General features: G+C 69.0%; 17 protein-coding genes. 5 read left to right on the top strand and 12 right to left on the bottom strand.

Annotated features, from left to right (window positions below; translation table 11 throughout):
* Positions 1–42 precede the first annotated feature (42 nt).
* The 8 genes from ACFP3H_RS19605 to ACFP3H_RS19570 form a co-directional block, all read right to left on the bottom strand.
* Entirely contained in the window at positions 43–2379 is a 2337-nt protein-coding gene (locus ACFP3H_RS19605) for an Hsp70 family protein (protein WP_378608106.1), read from the bottom strand.
* Positions 2380–2872: 493 nt separating this feature from the next.
* Positions 2873–4459, bottom strand: coding sequence for an FAD-dependent oxidoreductase (locus tag ACFP3H_RS19600; protein ID WP_378608104.1), 1587 nt, complete (start codon positions 4457–4459; stop codon positions 2873–2875).
* A 12-nt stretch (positions 4460–4471) separates the two neighbouring features.
* Positions 4472–5476 carry an AurF N-oxygenase family protein gene (locus tag ACFP3H_RS19595; RefSeq protein WP_378608102.1) on the bottom strand — a complete coding sequence of 335 codons (1005 nt, stop codon included), beginning with the start codon at positions 5474–5476 and terminating at the stop codon, positions 4472–4474.
* A gap of 372 nt (positions 5477–5848) precedes the next feature.
* On the bottom strand, positions 5849–6844 hold the full coding sequence (locus tag ACFP3H_RS19590; protein ID WP_378608100.1) for a sulfate/molybdate ABC transporter ATP-binding protein: 996 nt from the start codon (positions 6842–6844) through the stop codon (positions 5849–5851).
* Entirely contained in the window at positions 6841–7647 is an 807-nt protein-coding gene (gene cysW / locus ACFP3H_RS19585) for a sulfate ABC transporter permease subunit CysW (RefSeq protein ID WP_378608098.1), read from the bottom strand. The genes ACFP3H_RS19590 and cysW overlap by 4 nt, the downstream gene beginning before the upstream one ends.
* Positions 7644–8495 carry a sulfate ABC transporter permease subunit CysT gene (cysT, locus tag ACFP3H_RS19580; RefSeq protein WP_378608418.1) on the bottom strand — a complete coding sequence of 284 codons (852 nt, stop codon included), beginning with the start codon at positions 8493–8495 and terminating at the stop codon, positions 7644–7646. The genes cysW and cysT overlap by 4 nt, the downstream gene beginning before the upstream one ends.
* A 92-nt stretch (positions 8496–8587) precedes the next feature.
* Positions 8588–9640 carry a sulfate ABC transporter substrate-binding protein gene (locus ACFP3H_RS19575; RefSeq protein WP_378608096.1) on the bottom strand — a complete coding sequence of 351 codons (1053 nt, stop codon included), beginning with the start codon at positions 9638–9640 and terminating at the stop codon, positions 8588–8590.
* 212 nt (positions 9641–9852) lie between these two features.
* A complete protein-coding gene (locus tag ACFP3H_RS19570) occupies positions 9853–9942 on the bottom strand; it encodes an Ms4533A family Cys-rich leader peptide (protein WP_019045829.1) in 90 nt (29 codons plus the stop codon).
* Between the two features lie 74 nt (positions 9943–10016).
* Here ACFP3H_RS19570 and ACFP3H_RS19565 point away from each other — a divergent pair, with 74 nt between their 5' ends.
* A complete protein-coding gene (locus ACFP3H_RS19565) occupies positions 10017–11066 on the top strand; it encodes a M48 family metallopeptidase (protein ID WP_378608094.1) in 1050 nt (349 codons plus the stop codon).
* A 93-nt stretch (positions 11067–11159) separates the two neighbouring features.
* Here ACFP3H_RS19565 and ACFP3H_RS19560 read toward each other — a convergent pair whose 3' ends face one another.
* A complete protein-coding gene (locus ACFP3H_RS19560; RefSeq protein WP_378608092.1) occupies positions 11160–11390 on the bottom strand; it encodes a hypothetical protein in 231 nt (76 codons plus the stop codon).
* Between the two features lie 141 nt (positions 11391–11531).
* Here ACFP3H_RS19560 and ACFP3H_RS19555 point away from each other — a divergent pair, with 141 nt between their 5' ends.
* Positions 11532–13499: a glycoside hydrolase family 15 protein gene (locus ACFP3H_RS19555; protein ID WP_378608090.1), complete on the top strand. Its 1968-nt coding sequence runs from the start codon at positions 11532–11534 to the stop codon at positions 13497–13499.
* Here the strand turns inward: ACFP3H_RS19555 and ACFP3H_RS19550 are convergent, their stop codons facing one another.
* A complete protein-coding gene (locus ACFP3H_RS19550; protein ID WP_378608088.1) occupies positions 13500–15269 on the bottom strand; it encodes a GTPase in 1770 nt (589 codons plus the stop codon).
* A 77-nt stretch (positions 15270–15346) separates the two neighbouring features.
* A complete protein-coding gene (locus tag ACFP3H_RS19545) occupies positions 15347–17398 on the bottom strand; it encodes a hypothetical protein (RefSeq protein WP_378608086.1) in 2052 nt (683 codons plus the stop codon).
* 280 nt (positions 17399–17678) lie between these two features.
* Here ACFP3H_RS19545 and ACFP3H_RS19540 point away from each other — a divergent pair, with 280 nt between their 5' ends.
* From ACFP3H_RS19540 to ACFP3H_RS19530, 3 genes are read left to right on the top strand one after another with little or no spacing between them, the layout of a single operon-like run.
* Positions 17679–18089: a hypothetical protein gene (locus tag ACFP3H_RS19540; protein WP_378608084.1), complete on the top strand. Its 411-nt coding sequence runs from the start codon at positions 17679–17681 to the stop codon at positions 18087–18089.
* 51 nt (positions 18090–18140) lie between these two features.
* The gene (locus tag ACFP3H_RS19535; RefSeq protein WP_378608083.1) at positions 18141–18833 is read left to right on the top strand and encodes a response regulator transcription factor; all 693 of its coding nucleotides are present in this window, start codon (positions 18141–18143) and stop codon (positions 18831–18833) included.
* Complete coding sequence (locus ACFP3H_RS19530) at positions 18830–20080, top strand: HAMP domain-containing sensor histidine kinase (protein ID WP_378608082.1); 1251 nt, start codon at positions 18830–18832, stop codon at positions 20078–20080. Before ACFP3H_RS19535 ends, ACFP3H_RS19530 begins: the two co-directional genes overlap by 4 nt.
* A gap of 10 nt (positions 20081–20090) precedes the next feature.
* Here ACFP3H_RS19530 and lepA read toward each other — a convergent pair whose 3' ends face one another.
* On the bottom strand, positions 20091–21929 hold the full coding sequence (gene lepA, locus ACFP3H_RS19525) for a translation elongation factor 4 (RefSeq protein ID WP_378608081.1): 1839 nt from the start codon (positions 21927–21929) through the stop codon (positions 20091–20093).
* Positions 21930–21938 lie beyond the last annotated feature (9 nt).

The raw sequence follows: 21938 nt of genomic DNA, 5'->3' as shown, positions 1-21938 counted from the left end.
TCGGCCCTACCACCGACCGAACGTTTGTGTGGCCAGCCCTGGTCAGCGGCGCCCGCCACCGCCGCCACCGCCGCCACCGCCGCCACCGCCGCCACCGCAAGAGGAGCCGCCGCTGTCCGAGCCGCCGGAGGACTTTCCGCCGCCGGATGATTTCCCGCGGCCCGAGGAGTTTCCGCCGTTGGCGGGCTTGCCGCTGCCTCCGCCGGTGGAGGAGGTTCCGCCGGACGCGCCACCGCCCGACGCGGCGCCGGATGATGCGCCGCCACCGGAGCCGCCGCCACCGGATACACCGCCGCCCGACGCGCCACTCGACGCGCCGCCGCCCGAGCCGCCACCGGCGGATGCGCCGCCCGATGTGCCACCGCCGCCACTCGATGCGCTGCCACCGGAGCCGCCACTGGATGAGTTTCCGCCACCCGTGCCACCGGAAGATGCGCCGCCGCCCCCACCGCCACCGCCGGAAGCACCGCCACCTCCACCGCCGGAGGCTGCCCCGCCCCCACCGCCGGACGCCCCACCACCGGAGGCACCGCCACCCCCACCGTCGGATGCACCGCCACCGGAGGCACCGCCGTTGCCGCCACCGGGTGCACCGCCACCGGGTGCACCGCCTCCGCTCGGCGCACCGCCGGTGCCGCCGGAAGTGTCTGTGCCGCCGGAGGTTCCGCCAGGCGAACCAGCCGTGCCACCACCGCTACCACCGGACTGCGTACCGCCAGCGGGTGCACCACCGGGGCCCGTATCGGAAGGTGCTGTGCCGGTAGAGGTTTCGGCCGACGGGGTGGATGTGCCGAGGCCGGTGGTGATTCCGACACTGTTGGTTGTCGGTGCACCACCCGCCGGAGCAGCCGCAGGGGCCGGAGCGGTGCCAGGCACGGGCGCGGTACCGGGCGCAGGCGCGGTGCCAGGCGCGGGCACGGTGCCAGGCGCGGGCACGGTGCCCGGTGTGCCGGGAATCGTTGGAACACCGGGTATTCCGGGAACAGGCCCGGGTCCGGCGATCGGGCCGCCGCCGGGGAGGCCGGGGGTTGTCTGGGGTGGGGCGGCCGGTTGGCCGAAGGGTAAGGGGTTGATGAAGCGGGCGGGGTCGCCGTAGGTGGTGCGAGCCTGGACGGGGGACTTGCAGTCGTTGCGCCGGTCGTGGTTGCCCGCGACGCTGCGGTCGGCGCCGGTGCGGGCGCCGCCGCGGGCTTCGGTGCGAGGGCCAGCGGGGGCGACGAAGTTCTCGTAGGCGCTGCGGGCGGCGGCCGCGAGCCGGATTCGGCTGTTGGTCGGGTCGACCTGGTCGATCAGGCCGGTGGTGCCGGTCGCGAGCAGGTCGGCGCTCATGTCGTAGAGCAGGGCGTCGACGGGGGCGCCGAAGGCGGGGAAGCGGTCGTGGACGGGGGTGAGGCCGGGGTCGAAGGGGCTGCCGAAGACCGTCATCGCCGACATGGCCAGCGCGGAAACCACCGCGGCGCTGGAGAAGACCGCGACGTGGGGCACCGTGGCGCCGCCGCGCTGTTCGGGTGCGAAGGTGCGGGCGGCCAGCGCGGCGGCACCGGCGGCGATGACCTGACCGGGATCGGCGACCGAGACCACCGGGACGCCGAGCTCACCGAGCGTGCGCACCACTTCGGGTGGGCGCGAGGCGCCGCCGACGAGCAGGATGCGCGAGAGGTCGGCCAGGCGCAGTCCGGCCGCGGACATGGCATTGCTGACCAGCGGGAAGGTGTCGCGGATGTGGTCGGCGCGCAGGCTGTCGATATTGACCATGGATGTGAGCGTCTGGGTGGCCCGGCCCTGACCGGGCTCGCCCGCGTATCGGGCGACCATCTCACCGAGCGGCTTGCCACCGAAGTCGGTGGACCGCACGGGAGTTCCGATCATCGGGTGGTGCGGCCAGTCGGGGCCGACGCGCACGACCGTGAGATCGAGGCTGGTGGCACCCAGGTCGTAGACGAGCACGAAACCCGAATTCAGCGGTCCGCGATCGACTTCCAACCATTCCGCCGCCGCGACCGGCTCCGGCACGAGCAGCACCTGCCCGAGGCCTGCCAGGTGCAGCGCCTGACCGAGCCGGGAGACCTGTTTCTCGGAATACACCGCGGGATAGGTCAATACGATGCCCGAGGGCGGTTCGGCCAACTCGACCAGACCGGCCACGACCGCGGCGATCAGATCGCTCGCGGAGAAGAACCGCCCACCGATCACGATCGGTTCCGGCTCGCGGGTGAGGTCGGCGAAATCCGTGATCGCCGAGGCGAATTCGTTGATCGCGCCGATGCGGGGCCTGCCCGCGTCGTCGAATGTCAGTGCGGTGCGGCGTGCGCGCACCGACGGTTTGGCCGGATCGTCGGCGACTACCGCCGACATCGCATTGGCCACACCGATACTCAAGCCCAGACCTCTGGTCATGTTTTCGCTATCCCGTCAACGCACCGTGACCACGTCCAGCACGCGAGCGCACCATGTGGCCGCGGTCGTCTTCCAAACAGCTCGCCCAGATTAACTGCCGTGTGGGCGAATTGCTGCCGGATTGATACCTCGGCGACGGTTATGAGCCATACCCGGGGAATAGACCCTGGTGAGATGGTTGAAGATTAAATATCTACCCCCCTGAACGCTGGGCGGTGAATTGCAGACTACGAGAAGCAGCTACTCGCGAGTAATCAATTTCGTTGCTGCACTACACATTCCACAGGTTTGTTATCAAGGCAAATTAACGCACTTACCGACCGGTAACCAATTCATTTACCATCGACGCGATTGCGATTATCGAGGAATTGTTTTCCTATTTATCAGTAGACGCCATTTTCACTGACACGTCAACGCGACGAAGGCCCGCATCGTCTCCCAGTGACGATGCGGGCCTTCGTGGATACGAGCGACCTCAGCCGCGAGCGAACATGCGCTTGAAACCGGCCTCGCGCGGCACCGCCGCACCACCGGCGACGGCCTGCGGACGACGCAGGCGCACGAGCCGATCGAACGCGGCGGCGTCACGCACCGGCGCCCGCAGCGAACCGCTGTTGAAATCAGCGGCCAGCTGCTGCACGGTCTCCTGCGCGCACGACTTGTTGGTGCCGATGAAACCGGTCGGACCACGCTTGATCCAGCCGGTCACATACGTGCCGGGCAGCACCTCGCCACCGGGCGCGGTGAGCACCCGACCGGCCTCGTTCGGAATCACCCCGCGCGCCTCGTCGAACGGCAGACCGACGGTCGGCACCCCTCGATAGCCGACCGAGGTCAGCACGACCCCGGCCTCCAGCAGTTCGACCTCGCCGGTCGGCACCGCGCTGGTGCGACCCTCGGCGCCGGCGACCAGCTCGTTGCGTTCGACCCGCACCCCGGTGACCGCGTCGGTGCCGACGATCTCCACCGGCGAGGACAGGTAGCGGAACACGATGCGCTTGCGCTCGCCGAAGGGCCGGTCCGCGACGCTGTGCAGCAGGCGCAGCTTCTGCTCGACCTTGTAGGGCAGCTCGGGCGTGACCGGGGGCAGCTCGCCCTCGATCGCGATGTCGATATCGGCGGCCAGCAGGCCGACGAACTCGGGCACCGTGAACGCCGACTCGGCCGGACCACGACGGCCGAGCACCACGACCTCTTCGATCTTGCTCTCGCGCAACGCCGTCAACGCGTACGGCGCGATGTCGGTATCGGCGAGCAGCGCGGGATCGACGGTCAGGATGCGGGCCACGTCCAGGGCGACGTTGCCGTTGCCGACGATGACGACGCGCTTCTGATCCAGATCGAACCGGTCGTCGGCGTGCTCGGGATGGCCGTTGTACCAGGCCACGAAATCGGTGGCCGACACATTGCCCGCCAGGCCCTCGCCCGGGATGCCGAGCTTGCGATCCGAGGACGCGCCCACGGCGTAGATCACGCTGTGGAAGTGCTCGAGCAGCTCGGCGTGGCTGATGTGCTCGCCGATCTCCACATCGAGGTAGGTACCGAAGTCGTCCTGCTTGGACATCACGTCGAACAGGTCGGCGACCTTGCGGGTGCGCTTGTGATCGGGCGCGACGCCGAGGCGGGCCAGACCGTAGGCCTGCGGCAGCCGGTCGAACATCGTGACGGCGACGCCGGGCTGGGTGAGCAGCTCGTCGGCGGCGTACATCGCCGAGGGGCCCGAGCCGACGATGGCGACGCGCAGCGGGGAACGCCGGGTGTCGATCGCGGGCGGCATCACCGGTGCGGCCAACGTCGGACGGTCGCGCTGCACGCGGTAGAAGTCGGCGTTGATCTCGATGAACGGCTTCTGCTCTTCGGTCAGCTTCTTCGACGAGGTGATCGCGTCGACCGGGCAGGCCGTGGCGCAGGCGCCACAGTCCACACAGGCCGACGGATCGACGTAGAGCATCTCCGCGGTGCGGAAATCCGGTTCATCCGGGGTGGGATGAATGCAGTTGACCGGACATGCGTAGACGCACGAGGCGTCACTACAGCATGACTGGGTGACAACGTATGGCATAGAGCTATCGTCTCAGGCAGCGTGCTTGGCGGAGCGCTTGGGCTCGGAGCGGTATCGGCTGGACGGGCCGTCGATGCCCAGCAGCTGCCAGACCTTGCGGGCGATCGGGTTCATCAGACCGATCTCCTCGGCCAGCGCGCGCACGTCGACGAAGTAGTCGGCGAAGGTGCGCTTGGCTTCCTTGGAGCCGTAGAACAGCTCCTTGCGCACGTCGGCGGGCATGTCGAACTGCTTGAAGAAGGTCTTGGGCGGGGTCGCGATCGCGCGGCCGAGCACGAACATCACGATCGGCATGGTGATCGAGAGCACGGCCTTGTTCAGCGCGGGCTGGGCCGGGACGTTCTTCTTGAGGAACTCGTGGGCGAAGGAGATGTGGCGAGCTTCCTCGGCCACGTGGATCGCCATCACGCCGCGCATGATCGGGTGGATGTCGTCACCCGAGCGCAGGATGTCCTTCTGGATGTGGTCGATCGGCTCTTCGCCGGCGAGCACGGCCATGAAGAAGAAGTTGGGCAGGAAGGCGCCCGCGGGGGCGGCCAGGTGGCGCAGCGAGCGCACGAGCGGGTTCATGCCCGGCACGTCGGCGACGCGGTTGACCATCTCCTGGAACATCAGGGTGTGGTTGTGCTCTTCGATCATCTCGTGCGAGCAGTACCGGAACTCGGGGTCGTTGTTCTTCAGGTTGAAGATGTGCTGCATCATCCCGATGATCAGGATGGCCTCGAACTGCAGGCCGACCTTGGCGACGTTGGCCTGACGGACCTTGCCGATCGCGATCTTGGTCTCCTGCGGGAGCGCCTGGTACCAGGGGTGGCGACCGATGGGGTCGGCCGAGGTGACCAGGATCCAGCGCTCGGGCTTGTGATCGGGGTGGAAGTCGGGTGCGTCCCAGTCGATGTCCTCGAACGGGTCGAAGTGGCGATCCACCGACGCCTCGGACAGCATCAGCAACTTCTCGGCGTACGCCTGAGCCTCCACGACTACAGGATCGACGTCAGGGGTGGTTGGCGCAGACATCGTCGTCACTGCCTCTCCTCTAGGGACGTTTACTGTTTCCAATGGTTACACCTACAGAGAGTCACGTCAACTCCGCCGAACGCCGGATTTCGCGTGTTCGGCGCGTCGAAACGCCGGTCAAAAAAGCTACTCACCAGTAAAAACGCCTCTACCTGTGACACTGTGTCATGCACAGTCACCATGAGCCCGCACGAGGACGCGAAAATTGGTTCGCTATCGAGCGCGGCGAATCGGAAGTCGGACCGCCGGTACCGGTCAACCTGCGCCGATCCGTGGCCGCGGACCCCGCGCGAGCGCCCCGGCGAATTCGTCGACAACACGACGGGGCCCCGCGACACGGTGTCGCGGGGCCCCGGTCGTGATCGGTGCGGTCTAGACGGTCGGCAGGTCCGGGATGCGGGTGGCGCGCGCGTAGACGGTCTCCCCCTCGGTCAGCCGCAGCGCCGCGGCGTCGCCACGGGTCACCTGGGCGGCGAACTGATCACCGGTGGCGGCGTTGCGCAGTTCCAGGCGCACCTCGAAGCCCAGGCGCACGATCCGCTCGACCGTGGCCCTGGTGACCCCGGCCGACTCCGCGGTGCCCTCGTGCTCGGCCATCGCCATCGACGGATCGCGCCCCACCCGGATGTCGTGCGGGCGGACCAGGTGGCCGTTGAGCCGGGCCACCGCGCCGAGGAACGACATGACGAACTCGTTGGCGGGCCGGTCGTAGACGTCCTCGGGCGAACCGACCTGCTCGATGCGGCCCTTGTTCATCACCGCGATCCGGTCGGCCACGTCCAGGGCTTCCTCCTGGTCGTGGGTGACCAGCACGGTGGTCACGTGGACCTCCTCGTGCAGCCTGCGCAGCCACTGGCGCAGATCGGTGCGCACCTTGGCGTCGAGCGCGCCGAAGGGCTCGTCGAGCAGCAGCACCTGCGGGTCCACCGCCAGCGCGCGGGCCAGCGCCATGCGCTGACGCTGACCGCCCGAGAGCTGCGCCGGGTAGCGGTGCTGGAAACCGTCGAGACCGACGATGCCGAGCAGTTCGTCGACGCGGGAGTCGATCTCCTTCTTGGGCCGCTTGCGGATGCTCAGCCCGAAGGCGACGTTGTCGCGCACGGTCATGTGCTTGAACGCCGCGTAGTGCTGGAACACGAAGCCGATATCGCGCTTCTGCGGCGGCACGTGGGTCACGTCGTTGCCCGCGATCACCACCACGCCCGAGTCCAGCGACTCGAGTCCGGCGATCGAGCGCAGCAGCGTCGACTTGCCCGAACCCGAGGGGCCGAGCAGGGCGGTGAGCTGGCCGGCGGGGATGTCGATGCTGACATCGTCGAGGGCGGCGAAGGAACCGTAGTTCTTGCGCGCGTTGGTCACGGTGATCATTCGGTGCCCCGCTTGCGTTCGAGGAGAGTCATCAGGAGGAGTACGACCAGGGCCATGCCCATCAACAGCGTGGCCGCGCAGTAGGCGCCGAAGGTGTTGTGGTCGTCGATATAGCGGCCGTGGACCAGCAGCGTCAGCGTCTGCGACTTGCCCGGCATCGCGGTGGAGACCATGATGACCGCGCCGAACTCGCCGAGCGCGCGGGCCACGGTGAGCACGACGCCGTAGGTCAGGCCCCAGCGGATCGCGGGCAGGGTGATGCGCCAGAACGTCTGCCAGCGCGAGGCGCCGAGGGTGGCCGCGGCCTGCTCCTGATCGTCGCCGATCTCGTGCAGGACCGGTTCCACCTCGCGCACCACGAACGGCAGCGTCACGAAGATGGTCGCGATCACCATGCCCGGCAGGCTGAAGATCACCTTGAAGCCCACTGATTCCAGGCCGCCGAACCAGCCGCCCGCGCCCCACAGCAGGATCAGCGCCACACCGACGACCACCGGCGACACCGCGAACGGCAGATCGACGATGCCCTGCATGAGGCTGCGGCCGGGGAACTTGCTGCGCACCAGCGCCAGGGCGGTGACCACACCGAAGACCACGTTGAGCGGTACGACGATGGCCACGATGATCATCGACAGCTGGAACGCCGAGATCGCCGCGGGCGTGGTGATCGAGGCGATGAAGGCGCCGATCCCGCGTTCGAAGGTGCGCAGCAGGATGATCACCAGCGGCAGCACCAGCAGGATCAGCAGGTAGCCCAGGGCGACCGTGCGCAGCGAGATCCGGGTGAATCCGGACAGTTTCATCGTGCCGCCTCTTCCCTGCGCGCGGTGCGCTCGGCCAGGATGCGCAGCACCAGCAGGGTGGCGAAGGCGATGACGAGCAGCGCCACCGACACCGCGGCGGCGTTGAGCGGCCGGTCGACCTCGATCTGCTGCTGGATGTACTGGGAGGTCATCTGCGTCTCGCGCGGGATGTTGCCGCCGATCAGCACGACCGAGCCGTACTCACCGATCGCCCTGGCGAAGGCGAGGCCGCCGCCGGAGATGATCGCCGGGGTCAGCGTGGGCAACACGATGCGGCGGAAGGTGACCCAGTTGCTCGCGCCCAACGACAGCGCGGCCTGCTCCACCTCCCGGTCGACCTCGATCAGCACCGGCTGCACCGAACGCACCACGAACGGCAGCGTCACGAACGCCAGCGCGACGACCAGGCCGGGCTGGGTGGCGTTGAGGTGGATGTCGATCGGGCTGTTGGGGCCGTAGAGCGAGAGCAGCACGATCGAGGCCACGATCGTGGGCAACGCGAACGGCAGATCGATCAGCGCGTTGACGATGCCCTTGCCGGGGAACTCGTCACGCACCAGCACCCAGGCGATCAGGGTGCCCATCACCACGTTGATCACGGCCACCACGATCGAGACGCCGACGGTGATCCGCAACGAGTCCAGCGCCGAGGGCGCGGTGACCGCGTCCCAGAAGCCCGACCAGCCCTGCTCGAACGAGCTCACCGTCAGCGCGGCCAGCGGCAACAGCACGATGACGCTGAGCCAGGTGAGGGCGATGCCGATGCCGACCGGGCCCACCGAGCCGGTGACGCGCAGCCACGACCAGCGGGGCCCGCGCGCGGACGGCGGCGTCTTGTCCAGTTTCACGGCAACGCCGGGATCAGGGGTTTCCCCGATCCCGGCGTGCCCACTGCTGTCAGTCACAGTTGTCCAGTATCGCGTGTGAGCCGGGTCACCGACTACTTGGTGGCCTTGTCGTAGATGACCGCGACCTTGCCGGTACCCTGCGCGAACAGGTCCTTGTCGACGGCCTTCCAACCACCGAGGTCATCGATGGTCCACAGCTTGTCCGGGGTCGGGAAGTCCTTGGCGAACTCGGCGGCGACCTTCGGATCGACCGGACGGAAGCCGGCCTGCGCCCACGCCTTCTGGCCCTCGGCGGTGAACAGGAAGTCGCGGAACGCGGTGGCCTTGTCCAGGTTCTTGGCGTTCTTCAGGACCGCGACCGGGTTCTCGATCTTGAAGGTGACCGGCGGGTTGATGTGCTCGACCGGATCGCCGTTGCGCTCGGAGAAGATGGCCTCGTTCTCGTAGCTCAGCAGCACGTCACCGGTGCCCTGCAGGAAGGTCTCGGTGGCTTCGCGGCCCGACTTGGGCTGCACCTTGATGTGGTCGGGCGAGACCAGCTGCGACAGGTAGTCCAGGCCGGCCTGCTGGTTCTTGCCGCCGTCGCTCTTGGCCGCGTAGGGGGCGAGCAGGTTCCACTTGGCCGAACCGGAGCTGAACGGGTTCGGGGTCACGACCTCGACACCCGGCTTGAGCAGGTCGTCCCAGTCCTTGATGTTCTTGGGGTTGCCCTTGCGCACGACCAGGGTCACGACCGAGCCGAAGGGAATGCCCTTGCTGGCGTCGGCGTTCCAGTTCGCGTCGACCAGGCCCGCGTCGACCAGACGGGTGATGTCGGGCTCGACGGAGAAGTTCACCAGGTCGGCCTCGGCGCCGTCCTTGACCTTGCGCGACTGGTCGCCCGAGGCGCCGTACGAGGCCTGGACGACGACGCCCTTGCCCGCGTCGGTCTTGTTGAACTCGGGCACGACCTTGTCGAAGCCGACCTTGGGGACCGCGTAGGCGTAGAGGTTGATGGTGCCCCCGCTGCCGTCGGCCACGGTGGCATCGCCGTCGGTCGAGTCGCTGGCGCCACCACCGCAGGCCGCCAGGGTGACCGCGGCGACAGCAGTGAGCGCGATAGCGGCGGCGCGACGACGCGAGCCGATCCAGGTATTGCGAGACATCGGGGTGAACCTTTCGGGAAAGGACCTGCGGCACAATGATTCTCGTGCGACAGGGAGTGCTTTTCGACGATCGGTAGACCTGTCGCGATGATGGACACCGCGACAGTGGCGCGACTCGGGCCCTGGGGCCCCCGGAGTTACGGACGACGACTGCGATGGAAAGCGCGCGCCAGTCTACTGGGCAGAAACGCGCAGGCGTGTCCGGTGGCCGATCATCGACAGAGGATGTCCGCGACCGCGAGGTTGCCGACAGCGATCAACGCCAACTCATGGCGGATCTGCGGGGCGACACTCGACGACACAGGCAGACTGTAGCAGATTGGGACATGATGATCGCAATTGACGAGAGTTCTCTAACCAGGGGGGATTTCACCACATGACCATGGCTCCTGACCGGGTGCGCACACGTTTCCCGGAGATCAGTACGCGCGCATGGGAACACCCCGCCGACCGCACCGCGCTGGTGGCGTTGCGCTCGCTGAGCGGTTTCGACACGGTGCTGCGGGCGCTGTCGGGGTTGTTGCGCGAGCGCCAGCACCGGCTGATGTATCTGGCCACGGCCGTGCGGGTCGACGAACGCCAGTTCCGCACGCTGCACGAGTTGCGCGCGGACTGCGTCGGGGTGCTCGACGCGCAGGCCACGCCGGAGATGTTCGTGCTGCAGGACCCGTCGGTGAACGCGTTCACCATCGGGATGGACAAGCCGTTCATCGTGCTCACCACCGGGCTGCTCGAGCTGATGGACACCGAGGAACTGCGCTTCGTGATCGGCCACGAACTCGGGCACGCGCTGTCGGGGCACGCGGTGTATCGCACGATGCTCATGCACCTGATGCGGCTGTCGGCCTCGGTCGGCTGGCTGCCGGTCGGCGGGTGGGCGTTGCGCGCGATCGTGGCGGCGCTGCTGGAGTGGAGTCGCAAGTCGGAGTTGTCCGGCGACCGCGCGGGCCTGCTGTGCAGCCAGGACGTGGAGGCCTCGGTGCGCGTGCACATGAAGACCGCAGGCGGGGCGTGGCTGCACGAGATGAACCACGGCGCGTTCCTCGACCAGGCCGACGACTACCTGCGCTCGGGCGACCTGCGCGACGGGGTGCTCAAGCTGCTCAATCTCGAACTGCAGACCCACCCGTTCTCGGTCCTGCGGGCGGCCGAGCTGCGCCGGTGGATCCAGTCCGGCGACTACGAGCGGGTGCTCGCGGGCGCGTATCCGCGCCGCGAACAGGATCGCAACGCCAAGATCAGCGACGAGGTCAAGGAGGCGGCGCGACACTATCGCGAGTCCTTCGACCAGTCCGACGACCTGCTGGTGCGCACCGTGCGCGATCTGGGCCGCGATGTCGGCTCGGCGGTGAGCACGGTGGGCCAAGAGGTCGGACGCACCGTCTCGGACCTGGGCAAGCGTTTCGACGACTGGCGTAAGAACTAGCCGTGCGCTCGCGTTGTCATCGCGTGAAGAACCACGCGATGACAACGAGCACGAGCAGAGCGATGAGCGCGAGCTGAACGCGGGAGCGTGGCATCACCGCACCCCGCTGCCGACGGGCTCACGCTCGGCCGCGACCGCGGGGGCCGGTTCGGCGTCGTCGCGGCCCAGCGCCCGGAACACCGCGCGCAGCCCACGGTCGAGCAGGAAGGCGATCGCGAAGCTCACCGGAACCATCCCGACCAGCACAACAAGGAACTGCGGGATGAACGGCAATCCCGCCACCCACAGTTCGAACCCGTCCCACCAACCCGCGATGCGTTCCACGTCGCCCAGCCTAGTCGCTCGCGCGGGCCACTTTTCCCGCCCGCTCGCGCGCACCCGAAATCGCGGCGCCGACCGGCGGATACGCCGAGAACCTCGCGCGCAGCGGTGGACGCCGACGCATATCGGGCGTGATCATGGGGTATGGAGTCTTCCAGCGCTGACAGCCTGCCGATTCTGAGTCCGGTCTCCTCCAGTGGTCGTCGCGGCGCCTTCCCGCCGATCGACGACTACGCCTTCCTGTCCGATTGCGAGACCAGCTGCCTGATCGCGAGCAGCGGTTCGGTGGAGTGGATGTGTGTGCCACGCCCCGACTCCCCCAGCGTGTTCGGCGCGATCCTGGACCGCAGCGCCGGCCACTTCCGCATCGGCCCCTACGGGGTGAATGTGCCCGCGGCGCGGCGGTATCTGCCGGGCGGGATGATCCTCGAGACCACCTGGCAGACCGAGACCGGCTGGTTGATCGTGCGCGACACCCTGGTGTTGGGCCCGTGGCACAACAACATCGCCCGGTCCAAGACCCATCGACGCACCCCGATGGACTGGGACGCCGAACACATCCTGTTGCGCACGGTCAAGTGCGTGAGCGGCACCGTGGAGTTGGAGATGAGCTGCCAGCCCTCCTTCGACTATCACCAGGGCGGGGCCAAGTGGGAGTACACCGGCAAGGTCTACGAGCAGGCCACCGCGCGCGCGGCCGGGCAACCCGAGTCCGGGCCGACGCTGGTGCTCACCACCGATCTGCGGCTGGGTCTGGAGGGCCGGGAGGCGCGGGCGCGCACGCGGATGTCGGAGGGCGATCGGGTGTATGTCGCGCTCACCTGGTCGGAACTGCCCGCGCCCGCCACCTATGACGAGGCCGCGGAGAAGATGTGGGCCACCACCGAGTGTTGGCGGCGCTGGATCACCCTCGGCGATTTCCCCGACCATCCGTGGCGCAGCTACCTGCAGCGCAGCGCCCTGACGCTCAAGGGCCTGACCTACGCGCCGACCGGTGCGCTGCTGGCCGCCTCCACCACCTCGCTGCCGGAAACCCCTGGCGGACACCGCAACTGGGACTACCGCTACACGTGGGTGCGCGATGCCAGCTTCGCCCTGTGGGGCCTGTACACCCTGGGCCTTGACCGGGAGGCCAACGACTTCTTCGCCTTCCTCGACGACGTGACCACCGGCGAGAACGGTGACGCGCTGCCACTACAGGTGCTCTACGGGATCGGCGGCGAACGCCACATCACCGAGTACGAGCTGCCCAATCTGTCCGGTTACGACGACGCGCGGCCGGTGCGGATCGGCAACGCCGCCTACGACCAGGACCAGCACGACATCTGGGGCACCATGCTCGACGCGGTGTACCTGCACGTGAAGTCGCGCGGGCAGGTCCCCGAATCGCTGTGGCCGCTGCTGGAACGCACCGTCAACGCCGCGATCGCCAACTGGCGCAACCCCGATCGCGGAATCTGGGAGGTGCGCGGCGAACCACAGAACTTCACCTCCTCGAAGGTGATGTGCTGGGTGGCGCTCGACCGCGGCGCGCGCCTGGCCGAACTGCACGGGCGTCGCACGCGCGCGGCCGAGTGGTTCGCGATCGCCGAGGAGATCCGCGACGACGTGCTCGAACACGGGGTCGACACCAGGGGTGTGTTCACCCAGACCTACGGCGGCGACACCCTCGACGCGTCCCTGCTGCTGGTGGTGCTGACCCGGTTCCTCCCGCCCGACGACCCCCGCGTGCGCGCCACGGTGCTCGCCATCGCCAACCACCTCACCGTCAACGGGCTGGTGCTGCGCTATCACACCGACACCACCGACGACGGGCTGGAGGGCGAGGAGGGCACGTTCACCATCTGCTCGTTCTGGCTGGTGTCGGCGCTGGTGGAGATCGGCGAACTCGAACGCGCGACCCACCTGTGCGAACGGCTGCTCGGGCTGGCGAGTCCGCTGCGCCTCTACGCCGAGGAGATCGACTCGCGCACCGGCCGCCACCTGGGCAATTTCCCGCAGGCGTTCACCCATCTGGCCCTGATCAACGCGGTCACCCATGTGATCAGGGCGGAGGATCAGCGCAACGCCGGACAGTTCCAGCCCGCCCACACCCCGGCCAATCGGCCGTAGTCAGTAGGTGAGGTGGTCGGCTCGCGCGCGCAGGCCCGCGATCGTGCGCAGGCCCGCGTCGATCTCGGTGATGCGCAGTTCGCGGTGGTCGCCGTAGCGCAGGCCGGTCTCCTCGGCGGCGCGCAGGGCCTCGTCGGCGGTGCGGCCCACCTCGGCGGCGATCTCGGTGTAGTGGTCGCGCAGCACGCGCTGCAGGGTGCGCAGGCGGTTACGGGATTCCTTGCCCACCTGGAAGATCACGTCGTCGGCCAACCGGGCCACGGCGACCTTGGCCTCGGCCTGGCGGCGCTGCTTGCGGCTCTTGCGGTCGTCCCACAGCGCGTTGATGCCCAGTAGCACGCCCGCGCCCACCGAGTACCAGTTCACCAGCGACATGTCGAGCAGGCTGGTGACAAGACCGACCATCAGGATGCCGCCGTACGAGCCGCGCAGGGCGGTCAACAGCTGTTGTCCCACACCGGCTTTGGCGCTCTCGAGCGGTTCGAGCGGCTGCACCGGCTCCAGCACGTCACCGGGGTTGGTCAGGCGCAGTTCGGGCAGCGGCGGGGTTCGGTTGTCGGGCGGGAACTTCGAGGCCACCTGCTCGGTGAGTTCCACGGCGCGGTAGTGCGCCATCACGAAGTTCTCCTCGACCGCCTCGCAGATGCGCGCGTCGAGTTCGGAGGCGAAGTCGGCCCACTTGTGGGCGGGGTCGGTGCGGGTGATCTCGGCCTCGGCCTCGCGCACCAGGCTGCGTAACCGGTGGCGCAGATCGTGTTCGATATCGGCGCCGAGTTCGGCACTGCCGTCGACGAGGGTGACCTGCCAGGTGGCAGTGCGCTGGCGCAACTGGTCGGCCGCGGTGCGGGCGGCGGCCAGGCGCTGGGTGATCTCGGCGCGACGATGGGGGTCGCGCAGGGTCTCGGCCTCGGCCCGCAACGTGACGGTGAGCTGGTCGGTGATCAGCGCGATATCGCGCACCGCGGCCGCCACCGCCACCGAATCCGCCCGCGCGACCACGGATTCGTACAGGTGGTCGATGAGCTGCGGGACACCGGACTCGGCGTCGCGCTGCTGGTCGCCGTACTCGGTGGCCTGGCGGTGCAGCAGCCCCGACACCGGCGCGACCGCGAAGTTCAGGCCCGCGCCGTCGAGCAGGGTGCGGTTGCGGCGCTGGGTCAGTGACCAGTGCGGATTGCGGTCGATCTTGGTGAGCACGCAGACCACCGACGGACACACCTGCTCGATCCGGCGCAGGTAGTCCAGCTGGGCCTCGGTGAGTTCGGCGGCCGCGTCGGCGGCGTAGAGAACCACGTCGGCGGCGGCGATCATCGACCAGGCGGCGGCCTGATGCGCGCTCGCGCCCGGCGCGTCCATCACGACGAGGCCGTCGGCCAACAGCTCGCTCGGCTCGGCGAATTCGGCGCGCAGCACACCGAGCGTGGTCAGGGCGGGCAGCGGGTCGAGCGGATCGACCGGCACGCGTTCGACCCGACCGCCGGGCGCCGACTTCACCAGCATCGCCGTGGGCGCGGCGCCGTACTCGACGATCACCGGCACGCTCGGCTTGCCCTCGGTGGCACTGACCGGCGACCCGACCAGGCTGTTGACCAGCGTGCTCATGCCCGCCTGCGGCTCGCCGACGACCACGATCCGCACCCGCGGATCGCTGATCCTGGCCCGCACCATGCCGAGGCGCGCGTCGAGATCGTTGCGTCCGGCGGAGCGGACCAGCTCCCGCAGTTCGTCGACCAGGGACAGCACCGGCGCCATCGCATCCGGATGTTTCACCGTCGCGGTCTGCAATCCGGCTGCGGCAGACACAAGTCCCTCACTCTCACTGCGTCGACACGGCCGATCGTCGTGTCTCAGACCACGAATTCATACCCGTGGTGCTCGACGGGAAACGCGGCGACCATCACATCGCCGCCGAGACCCGCATCGAACAATCCGGCCGAGACGCCATGGTAGCCGCCGCCGTGATGATCGAACTCGGCGGCGATCGGCTTGGTCTCGACCAGCGGCGGCTTCACCGGCACGACCGTCGGGGCGACGGTGGGCGCGGGGGTGAGCATCGTGGGCGGGTTGATGTCGACGGTGGGCTGGCTGGTCGCGGGCACGGTGGGCTGCTGGGTCGGCACCGTCGCGGTCGGCTGCGGCGCGGTCTGGGTCGGGACGTCGACCGTGGGGGTCGGGTTGGCCGCCGACGGGGTCGGGGTCACGACCGAGGGGGTGCTCGCGCCGGTCGAGGGCGCGGTGGTGACCCCGCCGGTGGTTCCCGGCGTGCTGGTCTCGGGCACGGTCGGGATGACCGGCACGGAAGGCGTCACGGTGATGGGGGCCTGGGTGAGGTCCGGGGTGGTCGGGGTCGCCGTGGGCGCCTCGGGCAGCTTCACGGTGGTGGGGGTGTCGAGGTCGATCGTCGGCGACGGGGTGGGCACGGTCACCGGCGCGGTCGTCGGGGTGCCAGTGGTGCCCGAGAGATCGGGCAGCTCAACAGGTTTGGTGGGGGTGCTCGGCGCGAACAGCGAGGGCACGTCGGCGGCGGGCGCGGTCAGCGGGGAGACCGCCGCCGGGACGAGCACATTCGCGATCGGGGTGGAGGCGGCGTCGGGCTGGATGGTGGTCTGCATCGGAGTGGCCACGACGGGGTTCATGGCGGCGGGGGCCACCACGGCGGGGGCGATCGGCGCGGGGGCCGGGGCGATCGGGGTCTGCGCGAACGGGGTCGCTGGGGCCGGGGCGGGGGCGGGGGCCGCGAGCGCCGGGGCCGGGGCGATGGTCGGGGCGGGCAGGCCGGGAGCGCCCGAGGAACTGGGCAGACCGGATGGGCCGGGGGCACCGGCGGAGGTACCGGGAGCGCCGGCGGAGGCGCCGGGCAGGCCTGCGGTGTTCGAGGCACCGGGCAGGCCGGGGGTGTTCGAGGGATCGCCCGGCGCGGCCGAGGAGGAGCCGGGAAAGCCGGGGAGACCCGGAAGCCCGTCGGGGCCCGCGCTGCCGGTGGACGGGCCGCCGACGCCGGTCGGCAGGGTGCCACCGGGTTCGCCGGGGACCTTCAGGCCGGAGCCGAGCCACTGGCTGTAGTTGTCGAGTTGGTCGCCGACCTGGCCGACCTGCAGGTCCACCTTCATCTGCGAGGTGAACCACACGCCGTCGAGGCCGACGTGGGCGTCGACCTGCCAGTTGGTGGTCATCATCGCGCCGACGCCGTCGAAGAATCCGGTGAGATCGCCGATGCCGTCGAAGGGGCTACCGGGGCCCGCCGGACCCGCGCCGGGCAGCCCGACACTGTCGTAGCCGGGGATGCCGAAGCCGTTGCCGGGCAGCCCGTCGAAACCGGGCAGGCCCAGACCGGGCTGGCCGAAGCCGGGCAGCTCGAAACCGGGTGCGGTGCCGTCGGAATCGGGCAGCTCGAGGCCCGCGTCCGGGCCGGTGCCGGGCAGCGGGAGGCTCTCGCCGTAGCCGGGATCGGTGTAGCGGTAGCCGGGAATGCCGATCGCGCTGGAGGACTCGTCGGTGGCGGGGACGCGGAAATCGCGGTCGCTGCCGGAAGTCTCGGGGCGCCACTCGGATTCGTCCGCCTCGGCGACCAGCGTGGCCTCGGCCGACACCCCGGGGAACGGGTCGTAGGGCCGCGCATCGAACTCGGGTTCCACGGGGAGATCGGGGAAGGTGACGATCGGGCTCGGCGCGTCCGGGCTCGGATCGGCGGACCCGGTCTGCTGCGACCAGCCCGCGTAGCGGCTGTCGGCGTGGCTGGTGCCCGGCTCGCGCGCGGTCCCGTTGGCCGCGACCAGCGCACCGCCGGTCACATACGCGCCCGCCCTGGCGACCCTGGCGACGCCGTTGGCGACGCGATAGGCGGTGTCGGCTCCTTCTGTGCGCGCGGCATCATCGTCGATCGGCAGATCACGCGTCATCAAAGCTCCAACACTCGCATCGCTGTTGTGCCTCACCACAGCACGAGGCGAAGTGAGGCCCATCAAACACTATTTCGGGAACGTCGAACTGTCATTTCGGGCAGAACGTGCGCCGCCCACTCTAATGGCGGACAGCGCCGTTCGGCGAGCCCTCGAAAACCGGGGCCGACGTTCCCCACCGAACTCTAACGATCGCTCAACCGAACGTGAAGATCCTCGTCCTACCGTCGGGATTCGCCGACCGAGGGGTCGGCGGAAAACCGCAGTCAGGAGCCAGACCATGACCACACTGTCCCCCCGCGCCAAGACCGCCGCACTGCTCGGCGGGCTCGCCGTACTCACCGCCACGACAGCCGGGGCCGCGTCCGCCGATCCGGTCACGGGGTCCGAGCAGCGCGCCACCGTCGTGTGCGTCGCACCGGACCTGCCGCCGTCAGCCACGGCCGGACCGCATGTCGATCACCTCGTTCCCACGCCGCCCGGCGGGCACTCGCAGACCGTGATCATCGACGGCCCCGTGCCGGCTACCCCGCTCGAGCACGCAGTTCCCGTTCCGGCGCAGGCCGTGATCGTCGAAGGCCCCGGGTCGGCGGAATGCACCGCGTTCCGCGGCGACGGCGTTCGCGTCACCGTCCCCGCACCCGAGGGCGCCGACGTCGTTCCGGCCCGACCCTACGACCCGGCCGCGTAGCGAATCCCCGACCGACCAGAGACAACGAAGGGACGACACTAGGGTGAGCGCATGACCGGACAGCAGATCTTGGTCGTCGACGACGAGGTCAGGGTGCTCGCGTCGCTCCGGCGCGGCCTCGAGCTCTCCGGCTTCGAGGTGATCACCGCCGCCGACGGTGCCCGTGCGCTCACCCTGGTCGGTTCCGCCCGGCCCGACGCGATGGTGCTGGATGTGAACATGCCCGAACTCGACGGGGTCGGGGTGGTCACCGCCCTGCGCGCGATGGGCAACGACATCCCCATCTGTGTGCTCAGCGCGCGCAGCGCGGTCAGCGACCGGATCGCCGCGCTCGAGCGGGGCGCCGACGACTACCTCACCAAACCGTTCGATCTGGGCGAGTTGGTCGCCCGCCTGCACGCGCTGCTGCGGCGCCGACCGATGACGGTGGCGACCGCGGGCGAGACGGTGCAGGTCGGCGCGGTGGTGATCGATCTGACCGGGCATCGGGTCCACGCGGGCTCGACACCGGTCGAGCTGACCAAACGCGAGTTCGAGCTGTTGGCGATGCTGGCGCGCAATCCGGGCGTGGTGCTCGGGCGCGAGCAGATCCTGTCCGCGGTCTGGGGATACGACTTCGACACCGACACCAATGTGGTCGATGTGTTCGTGTCCTATCTGCGGCGCAAGCTCGAGGTCGACGGGGTCGCGCGGGTGGTGCACACGGTGCGTGGGGTCGGGTTCGTGCTGCGGGATCAGCCGTGAGGGCCGCGCGGTCGCTGCGGTTCCGGGTCGCGCTGGTCTCGGCGGTGGTGGCCGCGCTGGTGGCCGTCACCCTCGGCCTCTCCTATGCCGCGTTGTTGACGGTGACGGGGACGAGCCAGGTCGACCGGACCGTGTCCGGGATGCACGTGCGCGTTGCGACCCGGATCGACCTGCCCGACCCGCCCGCCGATTCCACGCCGGCGGTACCTCTCGACCGCACCATCACGATTCCCGACAGTGGCGGCGACAGCGCGCTCGCGCAGGTCCACGGGGCGCCGGGGCTGGTGGTCCAGCTCGATCCCGATCGCGATTCCGCCGCGGCCGCGATCACCCGCAGTCAGCTCATCGGGCTCGGGATCGGCGTCGCCGCGGTGGTGATCGCGGCCGTATTGGGTTGGGTGCTGGCCGGATTCGTCGCCCGCCCGCTGCGCCGCCTGGCCAACGCCACCCACGAGATCGACACCCTCGACCAATTGCCGCCGCTGTCGGGCCGGGGCGCGAAGGAGGCCGAGGAGCTTTCCGACGCCATCAACCGGATGCTGGTCCGGCTCGAGACCGCGCACGACGAGACCAGGCAGGCCCTGTCGAGCGCCCGCGATTTCGCCGCCGTCTGCGCACACGAACTGCGCACCCCGCTCACCGCCATGCGCACCGACCTACAGGTGCTCGAGGCCGCGGAATTGCCCGCCGACCAGCGCGGTGTGGTGTTGGCCGAGGTGCTGGCGGCCGAGAGTCAGATCGAGCGCACGCTCACCGATCTGGAACGGTTGGCCATCGGCGAACTCACCGATCGCGACGCGTTCGAGGAGTTCGACCTCGCCGAGGTCCTCGACCGGGCGGTGCAGAACGCGCGCCGGTCCCATCCCGGCGTGGCGGTCGAATTGGTCACGGAGTCGCTTGCGCTGCACGGACTTCCCGGCGGCATCGGGTTGATCGTCACCAATGCCGTGGCCAACGCGGTCACCCACGGCCACGCCACCGAGGTCCTCGTGACCGCGCATCCCACTCCCGACGGCGTCGAGATCACCGTCGACGACAACGGCACCGGACTCCCGGAATCCTTGGCGCGGAACGCCTTCGACCGTTTCGCCAAGCGCCCCGGCTCCCCCGGTTCCGGCCTCGGTCTCGCCCTGGTCCGGCAGCAGGCCGTATTGCATTCCGGTACCGCCGAACTCGAGCACAGCCCACTGGGCGGGGTGCGGCTGCGCGTAACGACGACTCAGGCGCCGGTGGGGACCGGCGCCTGAGTTCGAGCGACTACTTCTTGGGCTTGTCCGAGTCGGAGGACAGCGCCGCCACGAAGGCTTCCTGGGGGACTTCCACGCGACCGATGGTCTTCATGCGCTTCTTGCCCTCCTTCTGCTTCTCGAGCAGCTTGCGCTTACGGCTGATATCGCCGCCGTAGCACTTGGCCAGGACGTCCTTGCGGATCGCCCGGATGTTCTCGCGGGCAATGATCTTCGCGCCGATCGCGGCCTGGATCGGCACCTCGAACTGCTGGCGCGGGATCAGTTCGCGCAGCTTGGTGGTCATCTTGTGGCCGTAGGCCTGCGCGGCGTCCTTGTGCACGATCGCGCTGAACGCGTCGACCGCCTCGCCCTGGAGCAGGATGTCGACCTTGACCAGATCGGCTTCCTGCTCGCCTGCCTCTTCGTAATCGAGGCTGGCGTAGCCGCGGGTGCGCGACTTGAGCAGATCGAAGAAGTCGAAGATGATCTCGGCCATCGGCATCGTGTAGCGCAGTTCGACGCGGGTCTCGGACAGGTAGTCCATGCCGCCCAGCTCGCCACGACGCTGCTGGCACAGTTCCATGATCGAGCCGATGAACTCACTCGGCGAGATCACCGTGCACTTCACGATGGGCTCGTAGATGTGGCGCACCTTGCCCTCGGGCCAGTACGACGGGTTGGTGACGACGTGTTCGGTGCCGTCCTCCATCTCCACCCGGTACACCACGTTGGGCGCGGTGGAGATGAGGTCGAGGTCGAACTCGCGCTGCAACCGCTCGCGGGTGATCTCCATGTGCAGCAGCCCGAGGAAGCCGCAGCGGAAACCGAAGCCGAGCGCCACCGAGGTCTCCGGCTCGTAGGTGAGCGCGGCATCGTTGAGCTGGAGCTTGTCGAGCGCGTCGCGCAGGTCCGGGTAGTCCGAACCGTCGACCGGGTACAGACCCGAGTAGACCATCGGGCGCGGCTCGCGGTAGCCGGTGAGGGCTTCGACGGCGCCGTTGCGCGCGCTGGTGACGGTATCGCCGACCTTCGACTGGCGAACGTCCTTCACCCCGGTGATCAGGTAACCGACCTCGCCGACGCCCAGACCCTGGGTGGGCTTGGGTTCGGGCGAGACGATGCCGACCTCGAGCAACTCGTGGGTGGCACCGGTCGACATCATCTTGATCTTCTCGCGCGGGGAGATCTTGCCGTCGACCACGCGGATGTAGGTGACCACGCCGCGGTAGGTGTCATAGACCGAGTCGAAGATCATCGCGCGCGCGGGGGCGTCGGCGTCGCCGACCGGCGGCGGCACGGCCTCGATCACCTTGTCCAGGAGTTCTCGCACGCCGACACCGGTCTTGCCCGAGACCCGCAGCACGTCGTCCGGTTCGCAGCCGACGATGTGGGCGATCTCGGCCGCGTACCGATCGGGGTCGGCGGCGGGCAGGTCGATCTTGTTCAGCACGGGAATGATCGTGAGATCCTTCTCCAGCGCCAGATACAGGTTGGCCAGGGTCTGCGCCTCGATGCCCTGCGCGGCGTCGACCAGCAGGATCGCGCCCTCACAGGCCTCGAGCGCGCGGGAGACCTCGTAGGTGAAGTCGACGTGGCCCGGGGTATCGATCATGTGCAGGACGTACTCGGTGCCGTCGACCTGCCACGGCAACCGCACGTTCTGGGCCTTGATCGTGATACCGCGCTCACGCTCGATGTCCATCCGGTCCAGGTACTGCGCGCGCATCGCCCGCGCTTCGACCACACCGGTCAGCTGCAACATCCGATCGGCAAGGGTCGACTTGCCGTGGTCGATGTGGGCGATGATGCAGAAGTTCCTGATCCGGGACGGATCGGTGAACGTCGTATCGACAAAACTGGAAGCCACTCCACTCCT

Source organism: Nocardia lasii (genome assembly GCF_042658545.1).
Taxonomy (GTDB): Bacteria; Actinomycetota; Actinomycetes; order Mycobacteriales; family Mycobacteriaceae; genus Nocardia; species Nocardia lasii.
Note: the sequence above shows the minus strand (reverse complement) of the source record. Positions and strands in the feature narration are given on the sequence as shown.